General features: G+C 69.3%; 15 protein-coding genes. 10 read left to right on the top strand and 5 right to left on the bottom strand.

Annotated features, from left to right (window positions below):
- Window positions 1-93 precede the first annotated feature (93 nt).
- On the top strand, window positions 94-2,904 hold the full coding sequence (gene topA, locus KZ829_RS28555; protein ID WP_220147009.1) for a type I DNA topoisomerase: 2,811 nt from the start codon (window positions 94-96) through the stop codon (window positions 2,902-2,904).
- A 1-nt stretch (window position 2,905) separates the two neighbouring features.
- On the opposite strand, the gene KZ829_RS28550 is transcribed toward topA, so the two are convergent.
- Window positions 2,906-4,201, bottom strand: coding sequence for a D-arabinono-1,4-lactone oxidase (locus KZ829_RS28550; protein WP_220147008.1), 1,296 nt, complete (start codon window positions 4,199-4,201; stop codon window positions 2,906-2,908).
- A gap of 160 nt (window positions 4,202-4,361) precedes the next feature.
- Between KZ829_RS28550 and KZ829_RS28545 the strand changes: the two genes are divergently transcribed.
- Window positions 4,362-4,991 carry a TetR/AcrR family transcriptional regulator gene (locus KZ829_RS28545; protein WP_183225871.1) on the top strand — a complete coding sequence of 210 codons (630 nt, stop codon included), beginning with the start codon at window positions 4,362-4,364 and terminating at the stop codon, window positions 4,989-4,991.
- A gap of 7 nt (window positions 4,992-4,998) precedes the next feature.
- Here KZ829_RS28545 and KZ829_RS28540 read toward each other — a convergent pair whose 3' ends face one another.
- Complete coding sequence (locus KZ829_RS28540) at window positions 4,999-6,249, bottom strand: amino acid deaminase/aldolase (protein ID WP_220147007.1); 1,251 nt, start codon at window positions 6,247-6,249, stop codon at window positions 4,999-5,001.
- Window positions 6,250-6,375: 126 nt separating this feature from the next.
- Between KZ829_RS28540 and tmk the strand changes: the two genes are divergently transcribed.
- Entirely contained in the window at window positions 6,376-8,415 is a 2,040-nt protein-coding gene (tmk, locus tag KZ829_RS28535) for a dTMP kinase (protein ID WP_308285709.1), read from the top strand.
- Here tmk and KZ829_RS28530 read toward each other — a convergent pair.
- Together KZ829_RS28530 and KZ829_RS28525 are read right to left on the bottom strand one after the other, a co-directional pair.
- The gene (locus KZ829_RS28530; RefSeq protein ID WP_246636403.1) at window positions 8,384-9,829 is read right to left on the bottom strand and encodes an SGNH/GDSL hydrolase family protein; all 1,446 of its coding nucleotides are present in this window, start codon (window positions 9,827-9,829) and stop codon (window positions 8,384-8,386) included. The two genes, tmk and KZ829_RS28530, sit on opposite strands and share 32 nt — an antisense overlap.
- Window positions 9,830-10,195: 366 nt before the next feature.
- Window positions 10,196-11,392, bottom strand: coding sequence for a DNA polymerase III subunit delta' (locus KZ829_RS28525; RefSeq protein ID WP_220147006.1), 1,197 nt, complete (start codon window positions 11,390-11,392; stop codon window positions 10,196-10,198).
- Between the two features lie 210 nt (window positions 11,393-11,602).
- Between KZ829_RS28525 and KZ829_RS28520 the strand changes: the two genes are divergently transcribed.
- From KZ829_RS28520 to KZ829_RS28510, 3 genes are read left to right on the top strand one after another with little or no spacing between them, the layout of a single operon-like run.
- Window positions 11,603-11,929, top strand: a complete 327-nt coding sequence (locus KZ829_RS28520) for a YbaB/EbfC family DNA-binding protein (RefSeq protein ID WP_220147005.1) — start codon at window positions 11,603-11,605, stop codon at window positions 11,927-11,929.
- A 1-nt stretch (window position 11,930) separates the two neighbouring features.
- Window positions 11,931-12,230: a hypothetical protein gene (locus tag KZ829_RS28515; RefSeq protein WP_220147004.1), complete on the top strand. Its 300-nt coding sequence runs from the start codon at window positions 11,931-11,933 to the stop codon at window positions 12,228-12,230.
- Window positions 12,230-12,835 (top strand): hypothetical protein, encoded by a 606-nt coding sequence (locus KZ829_RS28510; RefSeq protein WP_220147003.1) that lies wholly within the window; start codon window positions 12,230-12,232, stop codon window positions 12,833-12,835. The genes KZ829_RS28515 and KZ829_RS28510 overlap by 1 nt, the downstream gene beginning before the upstream one ends.
- A 212-nt stretch (window positions 12,836-13,047) precedes the next feature.
- Here KZ829_RS28510 and KZ829_RS28505 read toward each other — a convergent pair whose 3' ends face one another.
- Window positions 13,048-14,112, bottom strand: coding sequence for a hypothetical protein (locus KZ829_RS28505; RefSeq protein ID WP_220147002.1), 1,065 nt, complete (start codon window positions 14,110-14,112; stop codon window positions 13,048-13,050).
- 714 nt (window positions 14,113-14,826) lie between these two features.
- Here KZ829_RS28505 and KZ829_RS28500 point away from each other — a divergent pair.
- The 4 genes from KZ829_RS28500 (at window position 14,827) to KZ829_RS28485 (ending at window position 19,214) form a co-directional block, all read left to right on the top strand.
- A complete protein-coding gene (locus tag KZ829_RS28500) occupies window positions 14,827-15,669 on the top strand; it encodes a PSP1 domain-containing protein (protein WP_220147001.1) in 843 nt (280 codons plus the stop codon).
- Complete coding sequence (locus tag KZ829_RS44170) at window positions 15,600-15,830, top strand: toxin-antitoxin system HicB family antitoxin (protein ID WP_220147119.1); 231 nt, start codon at window positions 15,600-15,602, stop codon at window positions 15,828-15,830. Before KZ829_RS28500 ends, KZ829_RS44170 begins: the two co-directional genes overlap by 70 nt.
- A gap of 319 nt (window positions 15,831-16,149) precedes the next feature.
- The gene (locus KZ829_RS28490; RefSeq protein WP_220147000.1) at window positions 16,150-16,464 is read left to right on the top strand and encodes a hypothetical protein; all 315 of its coding nucleotides are present in this window, start codon (window positions 16,150-16,152) and stop codon (window positions 16,462-16,464) included.
- Between the two features lie 1,304 nt (window positions 16,465-17,768).
- Window positions 17,769-19,214: a hypothetical protein gene (locus KZ829_RS28485; RefSeq protein ID WP_220146999.1), complete on the top strand. Its 1,446-nt coding sequence runs from the start codon at window positions 17,769-17,771 to the stop codon at window positions 19,212-19,214.
- Window positions 19,215-19,306: the final 92 nt, after the last annotated feature.

Below are 19,306 nucleotides of genomic sequence, written 5' to 3'. Positions count from 1 at the left end.
TCCCTGGGAATGCAGTCTTGTCCGGCGCGTTACGTTGAACGTCTGTGCTCCGCCGGACGGAGCAGGGAGCGCTGAAGGTCAATAAGGAGTGCCGTGCCGAGTGACACCAGGACGACCCGTCTGGTCATCGTCGAGTCCCCGTCGAAGGCCAAGACGATCGCCGGTTACCTGGGCCCCGACTATCTGGTCGAGGCCTCCGTCGGCCATATCCGCGACCTGCCGAAGAACGCCGACGAGGTGCCCGAGGCGTTCAAGGGGCAGCCTTGGGCGCGGCTCGGCGTCGACGTCGACAACGGCTTCCAGGCGCTCTATGTGATCTCCGAGAGCCGCAAGCAGCAGGTGGCCAAGCTCAAGCGCCTGGCCCGGGAGGTGGACGAGATCTTCCTCGCCACCGATGAGGACCGCGAGGGCGAGGCCATCGCCTGGCACCTGGTCGAGACGATCCAGCCCAAGGTGCCGATCAAGCGGATGGTCTTCCACGAGATCACCAAGCCGGCCATCCAGGCCGCCGTGGCGAACCCGCGGGACATCGACCGTTCCCTGGTGGATGCGCAGGAGGCCCGCCGCATCCTGGACCGGCTGTACGGCTACGAGGTCAGCCCGGTCCTGTGGAAGAAGGTGATGCGCGGCCTCTCGGCGGGCCGTGTGCAGTCCGTCGCCACCCGCATCGTCGTCGAGCGTGAGCGGCAGCGGATGGCCTTCCGGACCGCGGAGTACTGGGACATCCTGGCGAGCCTCGCCGTGCAGGGGCAGGTCGAGGGCCCGCGCACGTTCCAGGCCACCCTGATCGCGCTGGACGGCGACCGCATCGCCACCGGCAAGGACTTCGAGCCCACCACCGGGCAGCTCAAGGCCGGCTCGACCGTGGTGCAGCTGGACGGCGACGGCGCCCGCGGGCTGGCCGCCCGTCTGGAGGGCCGCCCGTTCACCGTCACGCGGGTCGAGGAGAAGCCGTACCGCCGGCGGCCGTACGCGCCGTTCATCACGTCGACGCTCCAGCAGGAGGCCGCCCGCAAGCTGCGCTCCTCCTCGAAGGAGACGATGCGCACGGCGCAGAGCCTGTACGAAAAGGGCTATATCACCTATATGCGTACGGACTCGGTGAACCTCTCCGAGACCGCCGTGGCCGCCGCCCGCCGGCAGATCGCCGAGCTGTACGGGGCGAACAACGTGCCGCCGCAGCCGCGCAAATACACCACCAAGGCCAAGGGCGCGCAGGAGGCGCACGAGGCGATCCGCCCGGCCGGCGACAACTTCCGCACCCCGGGCGAGGTCGCCAAGGAGCTGACCAGCGCCGAGTTCAAGCTCTACGAGCTGATCTGGCGCCGGACCATCGCCTCCCAGATGACCGACGCCGTCGGTAACTCGGTGAGCATCCGGATCCGCGCCGTCTCGTCGTCGAACGAGGAGGCCGACTTCGCCGCCTCCGGCAAGACCATCACCGACCCCGGCTTCCTCCGGGCGTACGTGGAGTCGTCGGACGACGAGAACGCCGAGGCCGAGGACGCCGAGCGGCGCCTGCCGAACCTGGTGAAGGACCAGCCGCTCACCGCCGACCAGCTGGCCGCGACCGGCCACAACACCGCGCCGCCCGCCCGCTACACCGAGGCGTCGCTGGTCAAGGCGCTGGAGGAGCTGGGCATCGGCCGGCCGTCGACGTACTCGTCGATCATGCAGACCATCCAGGACCGCGGCTACGTGGAGAAGCGCGGCCAGGCGATGATCCCGTCGTTCCTGGCGTTCGCGGTGATCGGCCTGCTCGAGGGGCACTACCCGCGGCTGGTGGACTACAACTTCACGGCCGCCATGGAGGGCCAGCTCGACGACATCGCGGCCGGCGACGGAACCCAGCTCGCCTTCCTCACCTCCTTCTACTTCGGCAGCTCGGAGTCCGGGACGGACGAGGAGATCGCCAGGGCCGGCGGCCTGAAGAAGATGGTCACCGAGAACCTCAGCGCGATCGACGCCCGCGAGGTCAACTCGATCCCGCTCTTCGTCGACGAGGAGAACCGGCGGGTCGTCGTCCGGGTCGGCAAGTTCGGCCCCTACCTGCAACGCCGGCTGGTGGACGGCGGCGAGGACACGCCCGAGGACAAGGCCTCGCTCCCCGACGGCATCGCTCCCGACGAGCTGACCCCGGAGAAGGTGGCCGAGCTGTTCCTGGCCGGCAACGGCGACCGCTCGCTGGGCGACGACCCGGTGACCGGCGAGCCGGTGGTGGTCAAGTCCGGGCGCTACGGGGCGTATGTGCAGAGCGGCGAGCGCAGCTCGTCCCTGTTCGCCTCGCACTCGCCGCAGACGCTCACCCTGGAGCAGGCGCTCCAGCTGCTCACCCTGCCCCGGGTGGTCGGCAAGGACGCCGAGGGCAACGAGATCGTCGCGCGCAACGGCCGGTACGGGCCGTACATCTCGCGCCTGAAGGACTCCCGCTCGCTGGAGAACGAGGACCGGCTCTTCACCGTCACCCTGGACGAGGCGCTCGCCCTGCTGGCCACGCCGAAGGTTCGTGGGCAGCGGGGTGCGCCGAAGCCGCCGCTGGCCGAACTGGGCCCGGACCCGGTGACGCAGAAGCCGATGGTGGTCAAGGACGGCCGTTTCGGGCCGTACGTGACCGACGGCGAGACCAACGCCACCCTGCGCCGCGGTCAGACCCCGGAGGAGCTCACCGCGGAGCAGGCGTCCGAGATGCTCGCCGAGAAGCGCGCCAAGGGCCCGGCGCCGAAGAAGAAGGCCGCCGCCAAGAAGGCTCCGGCCAAGAAGGCGGCGGCCGCGGGCGGTGAGACGCCGGCCAAGAAGGCGCCGGCGAAACGGGCCACGGCCGCGAAGAAGACCACGGCGGCGGCAAAGAAGGCCGCCCCCGCCAAGAAGGCCGCCCCGCGCAAGGCGGCCACCTCGGCGGAGTGAGCTATCGGCCCAGGACCCTCACCAGGTAGTCGTTGGTGAAGACCCGGTGGGGGTCCAGCCGGTCGCGCACGGCCAGGAAGTCGTCGAAGCGGGGGTACGCGGGACGCAGCGACTCCGCGTCCCGGTAGTGCAGCTTGCCCCAGTGCGGCCGGCCACCCAGCGGCGTGCACAGTTCCTCGAAGGCCCGGAAGTACGGCTCGTACGGGCTGCCGATGAACTGGTGCACCGCGATGTAGGCGGACTCCCGGCCGTACCCGTGCGACAGCCACACGTCGTCCGGCCCGGTGAACCGCACCTCCACCGGGAACTGCACCCGGAACGGCAGCGAGTCCAGCAGTTTCGGGAGCGCGTCGATCACCTCGGGCAGGGCGGCGCGCGGGACCTCGTACTCCATCTCGGTGAATTTGACCCGCCGGGGTGAGCAGAAGACGCGGTCGGACCGGCCGGTGTAGGTCCGTGGGCTGAGCGCGCGGGCGGAGACCGCGCTGATCGCCGGCACCGTGGCCGGGAATCGCCGGCCCACGGCGCAGGCGCCCTGCAGGACGGTGTTGGACAGGAAGTCGTCGTCGAGCCAGCCGCGGAACCGCGACAGCGGCCGGTCGTCGGCCTCGACCCGGCGGTTGCGTTTGAGCTGGGCCCGGTCGGTGTACGGGTACCAGAAGAACTCGACGTGGTGGTCGCTCGCGATCCACTCGTCCATCCCGGCCAGGATGTCGGCGAGTGCCATCGGCCGCTCGTCGGCGAGCAGCGTGAACGCCGGAACGCACCGCAGCGTGACGTCGACCAGCACACCGAGCGCGCCGAGCCCGAGCCGGACCGCCGGGAACTCGGGATCGCCGGCCGCGAACCGTTGCACCGTCCCGCCGCCGGTCACCATGGTCACGGCTTCGACGCAGGACGCCAGGGTGGAGTAGGCGATCCCGGTGCCGTGCGTGCCCGTGGAGATGGCCCCGGCGACCGTCTGCGCGTCGATGTCGCCCAGGTTCGGCATGGCCAGCCCGTGTTCGGCCAGCACCTCGTTGAGTGTGGACAGCGGCATTCCGGCCTGTACGGTCACCAGTGGCCCGTCGACCGCCACCAGCCCGTCGAGCCGGTGCACGAACATCCGCTGGTCCTCGGCGACGGCGATGGGCGTGAACGAATGACCGCTCCCGACCACCTTGATCCGGCGCCCGCTTTCCACGGCCTGCTTCACTTGACTGGCGACCTCGTCGACGCCGCCGGGGAGCAGCACCTCAGCGATCGATTCCTGGTTGCGCCCCCAGTTGCTCCAGCGGCGGGAGTTGACGCTAGTCATTCCGGGCTTTGTCCTCCGTCCGAGCGGACACCGGCACACGGCGTCCCGTCGATGCGGCTCGCTCGTTGATCCGAGTAACGTTCGATTTAACGATGAGATTTATTCATGACGTTGGAGATGGTCGTGGATGGATTTCACTGCGGAGAGGGAGTGGCGACGCGTGTCGACACCAACCGTCAGCACCGGCCCGCTGCGGCGGGTTCCGGTGCAGGGCAGAAGCGTGGCCCGGGTACAGCGCATGCTCGACGCCTGCGCCGAGCTGGTGGACGAGGTGGGCTATGAGGGCTTGACCACGACGCTGCTCGCCGAGCGCGCCGAAGTCGCCATCGGTTCGGTCTACCAGTTCTTCCCGGACAAACGGGCCATCGTCCAGGCCCTCGCGCTGCGCAACATGGACGCGTATTTGCAGAGTCTGTCGGACCGGTTCGCCAGCGAGACCTTCACCCATTGGTGGGACGCGGTCGACGGAGCCATCGACGCCTACATCCACATGCACCGCAGCGTGCCGGGTTTCCGGACGCTGCACTTCGGTGACGTGGTCGACCTGCACCTGCTGGACTCGGACCGGGACAACAACGCGGTCATCGCCGAGCGCCTGGCCGAGCTGCTGATCGAGCAGTTCAACCTGGCCGACCGGACCCGTCTGCGGTTCGCCCTGCAGATCTCGGTCGAGGCGGCGGACGCGCTGATCAAGCTGGCCTTCCGCCGGGACGTGTCCGGGGACGAAGAGGTGCTGACCGAGGCCAAGGCGTTGATAAGGGAATACCTGCACCGCCACGTGTCGGCCTGAGCCTTTTTCAGCCCAGGAAGGCATGGCCTTCTCCTCGGTAGGTGGGGGCCGGCGTCGCTGTCTCGCCGTCGATCAGCTGTAGCTCGTTGACGTGTTCGCACAGCTCGCCGGCCTTGGCGTGGCGGAACCACACCCGGTCGCCGGGGCTCAGCCGCTCGGCGGCCGCGCCCAGCAACGGCGTCTGCACCTCACCGGCGCCCTCGTCGGCCTTGAACCGCAGCCCCTCGGGCAGCCACGGGACCGGCAGGCGGGACGGCTCGGGCGCGCCCGAGGCGATCCAGCCGCCGCCCAGCACGGTGGCGATCCGGGGAGCCGGCCGGCGGACCACGGAGAGGGCGAAGAACGCCGCCGGAGCGGGCTGCCAGTTCCGGTAGGTGTCGAAGAGTGTGGGGCCGTAGAGGCCCGAACCCGCGGTGACCTCGGTGACCGCGGGATCGGCGCTGGTCGTGGCCACACTGCCGGTGCCGCCGCCGTTCACGAACTCGAGATCGGCGTGCTCGCGGACCGCATGCACCGCCGCGGCGCGCCGCTCCCGCAACTCCGGGAGCGCGCGGCTCTGCATCATCCGGATGGCCCGCGCCCGCAGCGCCTGACCGGGTGGGTTGTCGCCGACGCCGGCGATGTGCGCCTCGTAACACATCAGCCCGACCAGGCGGAACCCCTCGCGCCCGGCGATGGTCCGGGCCAGATCGCCCGCTTGCGTGGCCGAATGCACCGGCGACCTGCGCACCCCGATGTGCAACGGCCCGGCGGGACGCCAGGAAGCATCAAGATCAATACATAGGCGTACGGGTGAGCGCCCACCCGGAGCGGCGACGGCATCGATCAGGTCGAGCTGGGACGGGTGGTCGACCATGATGGTGATCGCGGCGGCCAGTTCCGGGTCGGCGGCCAGCTCGCCCAGCGCGGTGCGGTCCGCGGTGGGATAGGCCACCAGGACGTCGCCGGTCACGCCCGAGCGCACCAGCCAGATCGCCTCGGGCAGGGTGTAGGCCATCACCCCGTGCCAGCCGGGCCGGGCCAGCACCCGCTCCAGCAGGGTCCGGCAGCGCACCGACTTGGTGGCCACCCGGATCGGCTTGTCGCCGGCCCGCCCGCTCAGGCGCGCGGCGTTGTCGTCGAAGGCGGCCAGGTCCACCACCGCGACCGGGGTTTCCAGGTGGCCCGTGGCCCTGTCGAGTCGCTGGTGCAGGGCGGCGCGGTCGGTGAGCACGCCAGCACGGTATCCCGTGAGATGGGTAACACGAAAGACATTCATCTCTGCTCCACCCGATCGTGGTTGCCCCGCGACCCATGGACCGGACGGTTACAGTGCTCCGAGCAGTGACCACGGGAGGTAGGGGCCATCAACACGGAAACGCAACAGGAGCCGGGGCCCGTCGACATTTCGGGCATAGCGGCGCTGCGCTCGGTTCTGCGGCGGCGCCCCTTCCGGCGGCTCTGGCTGGTGCTCGCCGCCGCCTCCTTCGGTGACTGGGTCGGCCTGCTCGCCACCGCGCTGTTCGCCTCCGCCCAGTTCGAGAACCCGGCAGCCCAGGGCGCCGCGTTCGGCGGCACCATCGCCGTACGCCTGATCCCCGCTCTCCTGCTCGGCCCGATCGCCGGTGTCTTCGCCGACCGGTTCGACCGCCGCTACACCATGGTGATCGTCGACCTGCTGCGGTTCGTCATCTACTTGTCGATCCCGCTCGTCCCGCTGTTCGGCGGCACCCCGGCGCAGACCGTCGCCTGGGCCACCATCGCCACCTTCATCGGCGAGACGATCACCCTGATCTGGATCCCGGCCAAGGAGGCCGCGGTCCCCAACCTCATCCCGAAATCGCAGATCGAGGTCTCCAACCAGCTGACCCTGATCACGACGTACGGGATCACGCCGATCCTGGCCGCACTGTCGCTCGCCGCGCTCACCGCCGGCCTCCAGCAGTCCGGCGCCTCCCTGCCCGACTGGGCCCAGCCCATCCAGTTGGCGCTCTACATCAACGCGTTCGCCCGGCTCGCCACCGCGCTCGTGGTCTTCTTCGGCATCAAGGAGATCGGCGGCAAGAGCGCCGCCCGGGAGAAAGCCGCCCAGCAGAGCATGACCCGCCAGTTCCTGGACGGGTGGAAGTTCATCGGCGACACCCCCCTGGTGCGCGGCCTGGTCCTCGGCATCTTCGGCGCGTTCGGGGCCGGCGGTGTGGTGATCGGCGCGGCGGAGAAGTTCGCCAAGTCGCTCGGCGCCGGACAGGCGGCCTTCTATCTGCTCTTCGGCACCATCTTCATGGGCCTCGCGATCGGCATCGGCCTGGGCCCGATGATCGTCAAGGAGCTGTCCCGCAAACGCTGGTTCGGCATGAGCATCGTGCTGGCCAGCGGCTCGGTGATGTTCCTCGGGTTCTCCATCCACCTCTCCATGGCGCTCTTCGGCGCCATCATGGTCGGTGCCGGCGCCGGCATGGCGTTCCTGTCCGGCACCACCCTTCTGTACGGGGAGATCGCCGACGAACTGCGCGGCCGCACCTTCGCCGTCGTGCAGATCGGCGTCCGGACCGTCCTGCTGCTGGCCATCACGCTCTCCGGCATCCTGGTCGGCCTCGGCAGCTCCCGCCGGGTCGACATGGGCCTCTTCCACATCGACATCTCGGCCACCCGGGTGCTGCTCGTGGTGGCCGGCGCGATCGGCATCTGGGTGGGCATCGGCGCGTTCCGGCAGATGGACGACAAACCCGGTGTCCCGGTGCTGCCCGACCTGATCGGGTCACTGCGCGGACGGCCGCTGTCGCCGCCCGAGGCGTTCCCTCGCTCCGGCGTCTTCGTGGTCTTCGAGGGCGGCGAGGGCGCCGGCAAGTCCACCCAGGTCACCCGTCTCGCCGAGGCGCTCAAGGCGGACGGGCGCGACGTGGTGGTCACCCGCGAGCCCGGCGCCACCGACATCGGCGCCCGGATCCGCGGGCTCGTCCTGGACCGGGCCGAGACGCCGTCCGCCCGGGCCGAAGCCCTGCTCTACGCCGCCGACCGGGCGCACCACGTCGCCACGGTGGTCCGGCCGGCACTCAGCCGCGGGGCCGTCGTGATCAGCGACCGGTACGTGGACTCGTCACTGGCCTACCAGGGCGCCGGCCGTACCCTCCCGGTCCAGGAGATCTCCTGGCTGTCGGCGTGGGCCACCGGCGGCCTCAAGCCCGACCTGGTGGTCCTGCTGGACGTCGACCCCGGCGTCGGCCTGACCCGGGTCGACTCCCGGGGCGAGGCCGCCGACCGGCTGGAGAGCGAGTCCCGGGCGTTCCACGAGCGGGTCCGCTACGCGTTCCTCGACCTGGCGGCCGCCGACCCCAAGCGCTACCTGGTGCTGGACGCCGCCCGGCCGGTCGAGGAGATCGCCGGGGCGGTCGAGGCCCGGCTGTCGTCGCTGCTCAGCCCGGTCCCGGCCGGAACAGCCGGATAGGCACGGCGGCCGCCATCGCCGCCATGCCGGCGTCGTTCGGGTGCAGGTGGTCGCCGCTGTCGTAACGGGCGGCAAGCCGCAGCGGATCGGCCGGATCGCGGACCGCCGCGTCGAAGTCGATCACCGCGTCGTACTCGCCGGAGGTCCGGATCCAGGCGTTCAGCGCGGCCCGCTTACGCTCGTTCTCGACGGTGTAGAAGCCGAGCGTGTCGTCCTTGAACGGCAGGATCGTCGCGCCGTACACCCGCAGCCCGGCCAACCGCGCCCGTGCGATGAGCTGGCGGTGCCCCCAGATCAGATCGTCCGCCGTGACCACCTCCCCGGGCGGCGCCACCGTGCCCGGATGACCGAGATCGTTCACCCCTAGCAGCACCACGAGATGCGTGACCCCCGGCTGCGCCACCACATCCCGGTCGAACCGGCGCAGCCCGCTGTGCCCGAAATATGCCGCGAACGCCTCGGCTCCGCTGCCCGCCGGCGGGTTCGGGTCGTGCAGCAGCCGGTTCCCGGAGATGCCCACGTTCGCCACCCCGAGCCGGATCCGGGCCGACCGGAACCGCGCGGCCAGCAGGTCCGGCCAGCGGTGGTTGGCGTTGGTCACGGTGTTCGCCCCGTTGGTGATCGAGTCGCCGAGCGTGACGACCGCGCCGTCACCGCCCCGCACGCCGACTCCGGCGTCGTCACCGTCACCGCCCCGCACGCCGACCCCGGTGCCGTCACCGCCCCGCACGCCGACCCCGGTGCCGTCACCGCCCCGCACGCCGACCCCGGCGTCGTCACCGTCACCGCCCCGCGCGCCGACCCCGGCGTCGTCACCGTCACCGCCCCGCACGCTGATCCCGGACAGGAACAGGTACTGGCCGATCGTGCTGGTGGGGATGATCCGAGCCGCCCCGGTCACGTTGCCGGCGGCGATCGCGTTGTCCTGGAAGGCGAAGGCGGCCAGCGTGGTCACCGGCGTGCGCTCCGGCAGGAAAACGCTGATCACCAGGTCGGCGCCGGACGGCAGGCCCAGGCGCACCGGATCGCTGACCAGCGGGGCCCCGGCCGGCACGGTGACCGCCTCCCGCCCGCCGAAGGTCACCCGCCGGTCGGTGCCCGGAACCGCGTCGGTGCTCGCGCCGTCACCGGCCCGGATCGCGACCCGCACCTCGCCGATCCGCAGCGGGGTGGCGCCGAACTCGTTTGTCAGCCGGATCCGCAGGCGCTCACCGCCCACGCTGGTGTGCACCACCTGCCGGACGGTCTGGCCGTTCAGGATCAGCGGGTCGCCGGGTGGCACCGTGGTCGGCGCGGCCGCCCAGGTGGCGACCCACCCGTCGGCACGGCCGGCCGCGGCGGCTGGGCCGGGAAGGGCGGCGGCGGTGAGCGCGGCGCCGGATGCCAGGGCCAGTACCTCGCGTCGAGTCGACATGAGCACTCCGAAACTTTCGGAAACCGGGCGGTCGGACGTCCGTAAAGTAAAGCGATCAACGTCTATGCGTCAAGGTTGACGTCCGGAGCAAATCGGCCTAACGTTTCGGTCAGGAGTCGGAAGTTTCGGGAGTCCGGCTTGGGGAGCCAGCGCATTGCACTGAATCCGGGCCCCGGGAACCGTGTGGCCCGCGCCGGGGTCTTGCCGGCGCGGGCCACACGGCCCGCCCGAAACCCTCTCGGTCTGCTCCGCTTGGCCGATACTTTCGGCCGTCGCTAAGCCCGCCCTCTCGGTGTCCAGTCCTGCCTTTCGCCGGGCGCCCAGCCCTGCTTTCGCCGGGCGTTCGGTCCTGGATTTCGGCGGCGCTCAGCCCTGCCAGAGACTGACCATCATCGCCTCCAGGGCGACCTGTGGCTTCACGTTGCGATCGATCGCGTCCCGGCAGGTCAGCACCGCTTCCAGGCGGCGCAGCGTGCTCTCCGGCGTCCATTTCCCGGCCGCCGCCGCCGACACCGCCGCCAGGTCACCGTGCACCACCGGCACGGGCGCGCGCATCGAGGTGACCAGCACGTCCCGGTAGAAGCCGATCAGATCCTGGAGCGCCCGGTCCAGAGCGTCCCGCTGGGTCCGGGTGGCCCGCAGCTTCTGGTTGCGCTCCAGCTCCTTCAGCTGGCCGGCGGCGCCGCGCATCGCCGTCGTGGCCCCCCGGCCGGTGCCGCCCGCGCCGAGCGCCCGTTCCAGCGCCGCGCGCTCGGTCACGTCGAGCTCGGCCACCGAGATCGCCGCCTCCTGCTTCGAGGCCGCCTCCAGCCGCGCCGCCGCGTCGAAACAGGCGCCGATGCTGGTCAGCTTGCGGGGAACGGAGAGCACGTCGTCACGCCGCCCCCGGGCCTCCGGATCGGCGGCCAGCTGCCGGGCCCGCTCCACGTCGCCCTGTGACGCCGCCGCGGCCCATGCCGCCTGGTCCGGCGCGATGTCGTGTCGCCGCACGAGGACGTCGGCGACCGCGGCCGCCGGTGGCTGGCGCAGCGACACCAGGCGGCACCGGGACCGGATCGTCACCAGGATGTCGTCCGGGTGCACCGACGGCGTGCACAGCAGGAAGACGGTCCGCGGAGACGGCTCCTCGATCGCCTTGAGCAGCGCGTTGCTGGCCCGCTCGTGAAGCCGGTCGGCCGCCTCGATGATCACCACCTGCCAGCGGCCGCCGGTCGGCGCGCTCGCCGCCCGGAGCACCACGGCCCTGGTCTCCTCGGTCTTGATGGTCAGACCCTCGGTCGTCACGACCTGCACATCCGCGTGGGTGCCGGCGAGCGTCGTGTGGCACCCGTGGCACTCACCGCAGCCTGTGCCGTCCCGCTCGCACTGGAGCGCGGCCGCGAACACCCGCGCGGCGACCGTCCGGCGCGCGCCGGGTGGGCCGGTGAAGATCCAGGCGTGCGTCATGCCGCCGGACTCCGGCTCGCCCGCCACGATCCGGGCGGCCGCGGCGGCGGCCCGGCGCAGCGTCACGACCGGCTCGTCCTGGCCCACCAGCTCGGAGAAGACTTCATGCGGACTCACCCGACGATGGTATTTCGCCGGTACGACGAAAAGTGCCACCGGATCGAGTTGATTACGAAAGGTAGTTCCCTGAGAGCGTGCCGTCACCCTCAGTCGCCCCCGCCGGAGTTATCCACAAAGGATGCGGCGGCGTAGCGGGACGGTCGTCTGAGCGGGTACGGTCTCAACCCGGAACGCGACGGCGACATGACGCGCGGTGAGGAGCCATGGATGGCCCGCGAGATCGACGAGGCGTGGATCGACGAGGCGATCGACCGATATCGGCGCTTTGAAGAGCTGCGTGCCGACTTCGACAAGGCCGTGTCCGCTCACACCGTCTCAGTGCATTCGCCGGACCAGTCGATCGAGGTGGTCGTGACCGCCGCGGGCGACATCGTGGACGTTCAGGTGCACGGCCCGCTGCGTCATCGCGAGCCGGCCGAGTTCGCCCGTGAGATGCGCGCCGTCGTGACCAGTGCGGCCGAGGCCGCCCACTGGGCCCGGGAGAAGCTGCATGCCGAGGTTTTCGGACAGTTCCGCACGCTGGAGGGGCACTGACATGGATCGACTCGCCGACCAGATCGACCATGCGGCGGCCGCTCTGACCACCGTGGACCGCCGGATGCCCAACCTGGCGCCGGCGGCGGTCGCCTTCGGCGCCGACGACGCCGGCCGCCCAGGGCGGATCGGGCGCGCCCTCTACGCCGGCTGGACGGCCGTGCTGGCCGCGCGGGCGCGAGAGGCCGCCGACGCCGCCGACCGCCTCTCCGAGATGGCGGGCGCCGTGCGTTCCGGTGCCCGGCACTACGCCGACACCGACGAGACCGTCCGGCGCCGCCTCCTGCGGGGCCAGCAGTGATGGATCGGCTCGACCAGCTGCTCGACGCGGCGGCCCCGCTGCTCAACCGGGTCGACGAGGTGCTCGCCACCATCGGCGCGCCGGAGGGCCACGACGTCTGGGCCGAGCTGCGCCGCGTCCGCCTCCTGCCCGGCGACGCGGCCCGCGCCGTCGCGGCCCTGCACCCGGCATCCATCCTGGACGCCGTCCCTGAGCTGCGCGCCGACGCCCGGGCCTACGCCGACCTGGCCGACGCGCTACCCCCGGCCGGGAGCTGGTCGGGCGAGGCCGCCGAAGCGTATGAGGCGGCCCGCCGCCGTGCGGCCGAGCACCTCAACGGCGGCCCCGACAGCCTGGGCAGCCGCATGGAGGCGACCGCCGACCTGGCCGACGATCTCACCGACTGGATGATCCGCACCCGCGACGACCTGGCCGTCACCCTGGCGGAGGCGTCCCTCTCCACCGAGGCGATCACCCTCGCCGGCGGCGACCATCCCCCCGACGCCCAAGCCACCGCGGCCGCCACCCTCGGTGCCGTCCTGCTACGCACCATCGCCGACTCCTACGACCGCGCCGAGGGCCTGCTCGACGGCTCCACCGCCCTCCAGACCCCCCTGTTGGTCTGACCCGGCCCCACTCCGCCGGCCTCCGGGCCATTGCTGGTCTGACCCGGCCCCTCTCCACCGGCCCAGCCCCGCCGCCGTCCCCCGCTGGCTCCCGGCCTTCACGATCGTTCCGCGCGGGCTATCCGGGGACGTGCCGCAAGGCTTGCGACACGTGGGATCGTGTCGTAAGCCTTGCGACGCGCTTCGGGGTTTCCCGGGCGGCGGAGTGCGGGTCAGGAGTCGCTGCGACGGCGGCGTGATGTGAGGAACACCGCGGCGAGGCCGCCGAGCACCAGGGCCGCGCCCGCGATGAACAGGAAGACGACCCGCGGGCCAGTGATCGGCAGTCCCGCTTCGCCTCCGGCGGTGCCGCCCGGATTGCCCTGACCGGGACCGTTCTCCGGGGCCACCGCGGCCGCTTCCAGCATGCCGATGCCCAGGTCAGCGACCACCCCGGACCGACCGTAACCGGGCGCGTCCTCATCGCACACCAGGGTCACCCGGATCGCGGTGGCGCGGGCCGCGATCGCGTCCCCCGAGGTCGCCTGACGTACCTCGCCGAGCGCGATGCGCAGTGTCAGACCGGACCCACCGACCGGCACGGCACTCGACTCCGGCTTGCCGAGCCCGGGAATTCCCGGCACCTTCGGCAGCGGCAGCCCGTCGATCGGAGTCAGCCGAGCCGGAAGCGACTCGAGCGATCGCATCTCCTCACTCAAGGTGATGTCAACGTGATCACCAGAGGTAGCCAGGCGAGTCTGCTTGCCGTTCCGGGCGGTGACCTCGACGACGGCGGGCCGGTAGTCGACCCGTCCCTCGCCGCCCGCGGTCATGCTGGCCCGCAGTTCCGGCGCGCGCACCACCCGAATACGAACCTCGTTGTCGACCAGACTGATCCGTCCCGCGTTGACAGTCGCCGACGCGACGGTCTGTGCGCCTCCAGCGTGCTGCCGCAGCGCTGTCCCGGTGCGGCTGGAGACCATTTCCGGTACGCGGACCAGCGCACCGATCCCCCCACCCGTGACCGTCACCCGGCTGATCTCGGCCGCCGACGAGGACGCGTCACCCTCGGTGGCCCCGCACTCCATCCCGGCCGCCCACACCGCCCGCGCCCGGAGCCGCCCCGCCCCGACCCGTACCGGACCGAACTGCTCGGCCCCCGTACCCCGCTCCTCGGCCTTGGGTTTGACCGGCGGAGCCTGCTGCACCACGAAGTCGCCGGCGCCGCCCCGGCCGACCTGCCCGTTGAGGATCCGTGCCGCGCCCGCCGACTTGACCGGCCCATCGGCGACGAGCACGCTGCGCGCCTCACCGAGACCGACACCCCCGATAGCGGAATTCCGGCCGCTGCCCGTCTGCTCCCCGGCAGGCCGAGTCCGCGCCCGCTGCTCGCCCCCAAGAATGCCATTGCCGCCAACCGCGCCCGCGCCGCCGGAAGCCGACCCGCTCCCGTCCGCACCGGCGGAACGTGATCCGCCGGCACTGCCGTCGCCGTCGATGTCCTCCGACCCGATCGGCTCCTCGGCCGAGTCCTCGCCCCCGTGGTTCCCCGGCCCATCGACGGCTCCACCGGCCGGACCGCTGCTCACGCCCGAAGCGCCATCGGCACTCGGCTTCGACCCGCCCCCATCCGCTCCCGGGCGACCGTCCCCGCCGCGCGGGCCGTCGCCCTCCACGTCCGCCCCGTTCCCGCGCCGGCCGGCGATTCCCAGCTCAAGCCGATCGATCCGTAGCAACTCCGCCGATGACTGCGCGGCGAACCGGGCGGGCTGAGCGCAGGTGACCGGCGCACCGAACGCCGGCGTAGGGGCGGTCAGGAACCCGAGCATGACGACACTTGCGGCCACCGACCTGGCGGGGTTCATGGAGAGTCCTTTCGAGGCGTGCGGCGTCTACGGGACTGGCCAACGATGGTCGATTGGGCCGGTTGCGCAGCATCTATGCGACAACCCTCGCGGGTAGTTCAAACCCGGCATTTGGTACGGCTTGCGAACCGTCGTAGGGTTGATCGCATGGGCATGCTGTGCGCGGTCAGTTTCAACCGGTACGGCCGCCTCTACTACCTCGATCCAGCCGGCTTCACCCCGGCCGTCGGTGACCGTGTTCTGGTCCCGACCGACGACGGTCCCGAGGTGGCGGAGTGCGTCTGGGCGCCGCAATGGGTCGACGAGGACACCTCGGGTTTCCCGAAGGTCGCCGGTCTGGCGGACGATCGTGACCTACGCCGCGACGAGCAACTCCGCAAGCGCAAAGCCGAGGCCAAGGTCGCCGCCAAAAAGCTGATCAAGGCCCACGACCTGCCGATGAAAGTCGTGGCCGTCGACCACGTCCTCGACCAGCCCGGCAACGGCGGCGCCCGCACGACGATCTACTTCACCGCCCCGCACCGGGTCGACTTCCGCTCCCTGGTCCGCGACCTGGGCGCCACCCTGCACTGCCGGGTGGAGCTGCGCCAGCTCTCGGCCCGCGATTCGGCCCGGGTCCAGGGCGGCATCGGCTCGTGCGGCCGCGACCTCTGCTGCGCCACCTTCCTGACCGATTTCGAGCCGGTCACCATCCGCATGGCGAAGGACCAGGACCTCCCCCTGAACCCGTTGCGGATCTCCGGCGCGTGCGGCCGCCTGATGTGCTGCCTCAAGTACGAACACCCTCTGTACCAGAAGTTCCAGGCCTCGGCCCCGGCCGTCGGATCCCGCGTCACCACACCCGAGGGCGACGGCCGGGTGGTGGCCCACAGCGTCCCCAAGGACGCGGTCGTGGTCCGCATGGACGCCGACGGCTCCCGCTGCTCCTGCAGCCGCGCCTCGGTCTGCGCTCCCCGCCAGGCCCACGACGCCCACTACAACGCCGAGTAGAGGTTCCTCCAGCTCCGGGATTCTCGATCGCCGACCGGCACTACTCAGGCAAGTTCCAGGTCCGCGTACCCGAAAAGGTTCACCGCCGCCTGGCAATCCGGGCGGCCGAGCAGGGCGTCTCCCTGAACGCACTCGCGTCCTCGCGCCTGGCCGGAGCTTGACCAAGCTTCGATGCGGACCTGGACCTCACCGGAGACCTGTAATAGGAAAACCCCAGGCCGCTGACCTGGGGTTTTCTCACTGAGCCGCCTGTCGGAATCGAACCGACGACCTACGCATTACGAGACCAAACGAGATCGTTGATCTAGCTGCGCGGATGTCCGCTGAGCTGCGAAAACGCTTGTCAAGATCTGACAGCGTTCCGCTGCCTCTGCGGACTTCGTGCGGACTGAATGCGGACTACTCGATCTTGAGGGCAGGGAGGCGCTGGCAGAGGGAACTCGGGTGCACCGCGCAGCCCGGTCGCGGCATGATCTCTTCATGAGCGTTCGGCAATCGCGGGAGGAACGGGCTGTCGCGCTAACCGCGCTACTCCGAGAGGTTCAGGTCGCCGAATACTGGCAGCCGCACGAGCCGGCGGGCTACATCGACACCGCGGTGCGCCGGTGGATCACCTCGGACAGGCGGATCAAGCCTGGCAAGCGCACCCCGGAGAACCGGGTTCGCGATCTTCTCCGCGGTCTCCGCGAAGCGCAGGGCGATGACCTGGTCTACGAGGAACCTGGATGGCTTGAGCACCTAGCCGACCGCTTCGGCGTCGCACTGCTCCAAGCCGACGCATCACCCGACCGTTGACTTCTTCGACGGCGACCCACTGCATCCAGTTCGGAAGATCGCTACGCCATGTCATGATCCGCCCGTAATGCCTGTGCAGAGGCCCTGTCCGGCTGCCTGATCATGACCGCCGGAGACCGTCCGCGGCACGCCGAAATGGCACGAATCTGGCACGGTCCGGCCCACCTTGAGCACCCCGCTGGAGCCCCGCCTGCGGCGACCACCTGAGTCGAGGGCAAGCCGCGAAGCGGCGCGGCAGTCAGACGGCCGACGAGCCGCCGACGGCGCCGTAGCTTGGGACATCCGGACGGATCATCCAAACGGGGCAAGGGTGATTGGCCTATACGCCGGAACGACACACCGGAAGGCGTCTGTTGTGGACACCTGTGCGCTGTCATAGTGCGCCGGTGGAACCCGCCTCCGTGACCGCAGCCGCCCTGAAAGCAGGGCTTGCGGCGGTTCAGCAGCTCCCGAAGTTGGCCCAGTCCGGACGCGTCCCCGTTGACCGTCGAGTCACGGCATACGAGCGCTTCGCTGCGGCGGTCTGGTCGGTGGTCGAGAGCGACGGCTCTGTGCGTGCCATAGAGCCGATCGCTGGGCGGAAGTTCGGTGGCGGCCTTGGGTACCACTCCATGTTCGTCCGAATCACCGAACGAGCCCTGATGGCCCATGGCGACTTGCTGGGTGCCTATGGAGCGCTTAGAGTCCTGGCCCCCAATGTGGTCGTCAGTGCTGCCAGCGAGGTTGCTGATCGGCTCGGCAACCTCGCGAGTACACCTGTGGGAGCTCACGATCAGCATGCGGCGAATCAAAGCGCCGTTGGATTCGCGATGGTCATCTTCGATCAGATTTGCCGCATTGACTTGGGAGTCGAGGAGCATCCCCAGATGCCGCGAGCGGGATGGAAGCCAGCCTCTTGGTGGCGCCGTGGCATGTGGTGGTGGCAGCGTTCCCGGCGGGGAAACTGGCCAGATCTGCCACCACCGGTGATCGATACCAAGACACCCAAGCCGCACCGGTCATAGCTAGCGAACCATTGACCTTCTGGGTTAGATCTTCGGCCGGTTCGCCGGCCGATGCCGGGCGGAGCCCGCCAGCAGGCCGAGCGCAACCGGCCAGCGCCGCGCTTGCGCGGCGCCTTGATCCAGAAGAGATCAATTCAGCAGTACAAACGGCTGCTCACCGCCGCTCACACAACTTCGCACGATTAAGACAGCATCTGGCACAGATTGCGAGCTTCGCGGCTATCGCCGCCCTCGAACCAGATTTAGATCACTAGCTTTCCAGCGAAGGCAGTGTTGCAGGACTGCTGTACCATTCTGCCCGTGCTTGATAAGCCTGAAGAGGCCATCGACTCCCGCCTCCCGAAGACTGGAGAGACCGAAAAGGCGCGCACCCATAAAGATATTCCCGAACTGCACCTATGGCCGATCCACTATGCCGTAGCACTTGCAATGCTCGGCGGGATAGCCTTGGTCACCGCTTTTGTTTGGGCAGGGCTATGGCAAATCGGATTCCCCACTTTAAAGCGCGATGGGTCAGTATCCGCAACCACCCTAATAGAGTTCCTGAAGCTTGCTTTCGCCGTCGTCGCAGGAATCGGCGGAATCGTCGCCCTGATTGTTGCCTACCGGCGACAGCGCGTTGTCGAATCCTCAAACAAACTGGCAGAGATCAACTCAGCACTAGCACACCTTGCCGACGAACGCGCGGAAGCATCGAGATTGCTTGCCGAAGCCGCCGACAGACGTGCTTCAATTGAGAACGACCGCAGTGGAATTCGCCTCCTCAACGAAAGATTCACGAAATCTGCTGAGCAACTAGGTTCGGACCATCCAGCCATTCGACTTGCAGGCGCTTACTCGATGGCAAGCCTTGCCGACGACTGGCCGGAAGAACGCCAAACCTGTATCGATGTTCTCTGCGGATATCTACGAATGACCCCCGGCAATATCACCGATGACAACGAGGTGCGGCGCACAATCGCGCGGATCATTGTTGCCCATCTTCGAGTCGGCGCCCGAATTTCCTGGCAGGGCCATCGTTTCGACTTGGCCGATAGCGAGATTAACGAGTGGGACTTCCGGAATATCGCTGTTGGGAAGTCGACCGTACTAAACCTTGAAGGGGCAAGTTTTGGCGGCGCAAAAACTCAGCCCTCCTTTAGAAACATGAAGGTTGCGGGCGGATCAGTACACCTGACTCGAATCAACTTCACGAAAGGAGTCGAGCTTTCAGGGTTGGAATTAGAGGCAGGGCTGGTCAATCTTCAAGGTTCCCAATTTTTCGGATGGGGCGCTGGGTTCGACTCGGCTAGCATCAATGGCGGCCTCCTCGACCTTCGGAGCTGCACCTTCAATAGTGGTGCGACCTTCGGCAGTTATCCTCAACAATGGGTAAAGATCGAAGGCGGCAGTATTAATCTTTCTTTCTCCAAATTCCTGGGCGACTCTGGAAATTTTCCCTCTTGCTCGTTCAACCTCGAAATTACCGGCGGTAATGTCTCCTTCGAACACACTAAATTCGAAGGGACGGGGGTTCATTTTCGGAATTCTAGACTCCTTGGCGGGTCAATGAATTTCGACTTCGCCTCCACGGCTAACGGCCACGCCAACTTCAGCAAAGTCCTCTTTGAAGGATGCATCGTCGACTACTCGAAACCATATGGATGGCAACGTCCACCGCTCTTGCCGGATGATGCGGCAGTTCCGCCGGGCGAGTTCAAACTCCCGGCTCCGGACTGGAAGTTCGACGACGAGCCGCCCTTCTAACAATCTTGGGCTGCAGGGGTCCACCCTCAATGAGACCTTGGCGAATGCGACTTGAGATAAGAGGGCAGTGGCACCGCGGGTTGCCGCAGGCC

Source organism: Actinoplanes hulinensis, from assembly GCF_019429605.1.
Classification (GTDB): Bacteria; Actinomycetota; Actinomycetes; order Mycobacteriales; family Micromonosporaceae; genus Actinoplanes; species Actinoplanes campanulatus.
The sequence above is the reverse complement of the archived record's forward strand: the minus strand, read 5'-3'. Positions and strand labels throughout refer to the sequence as shown.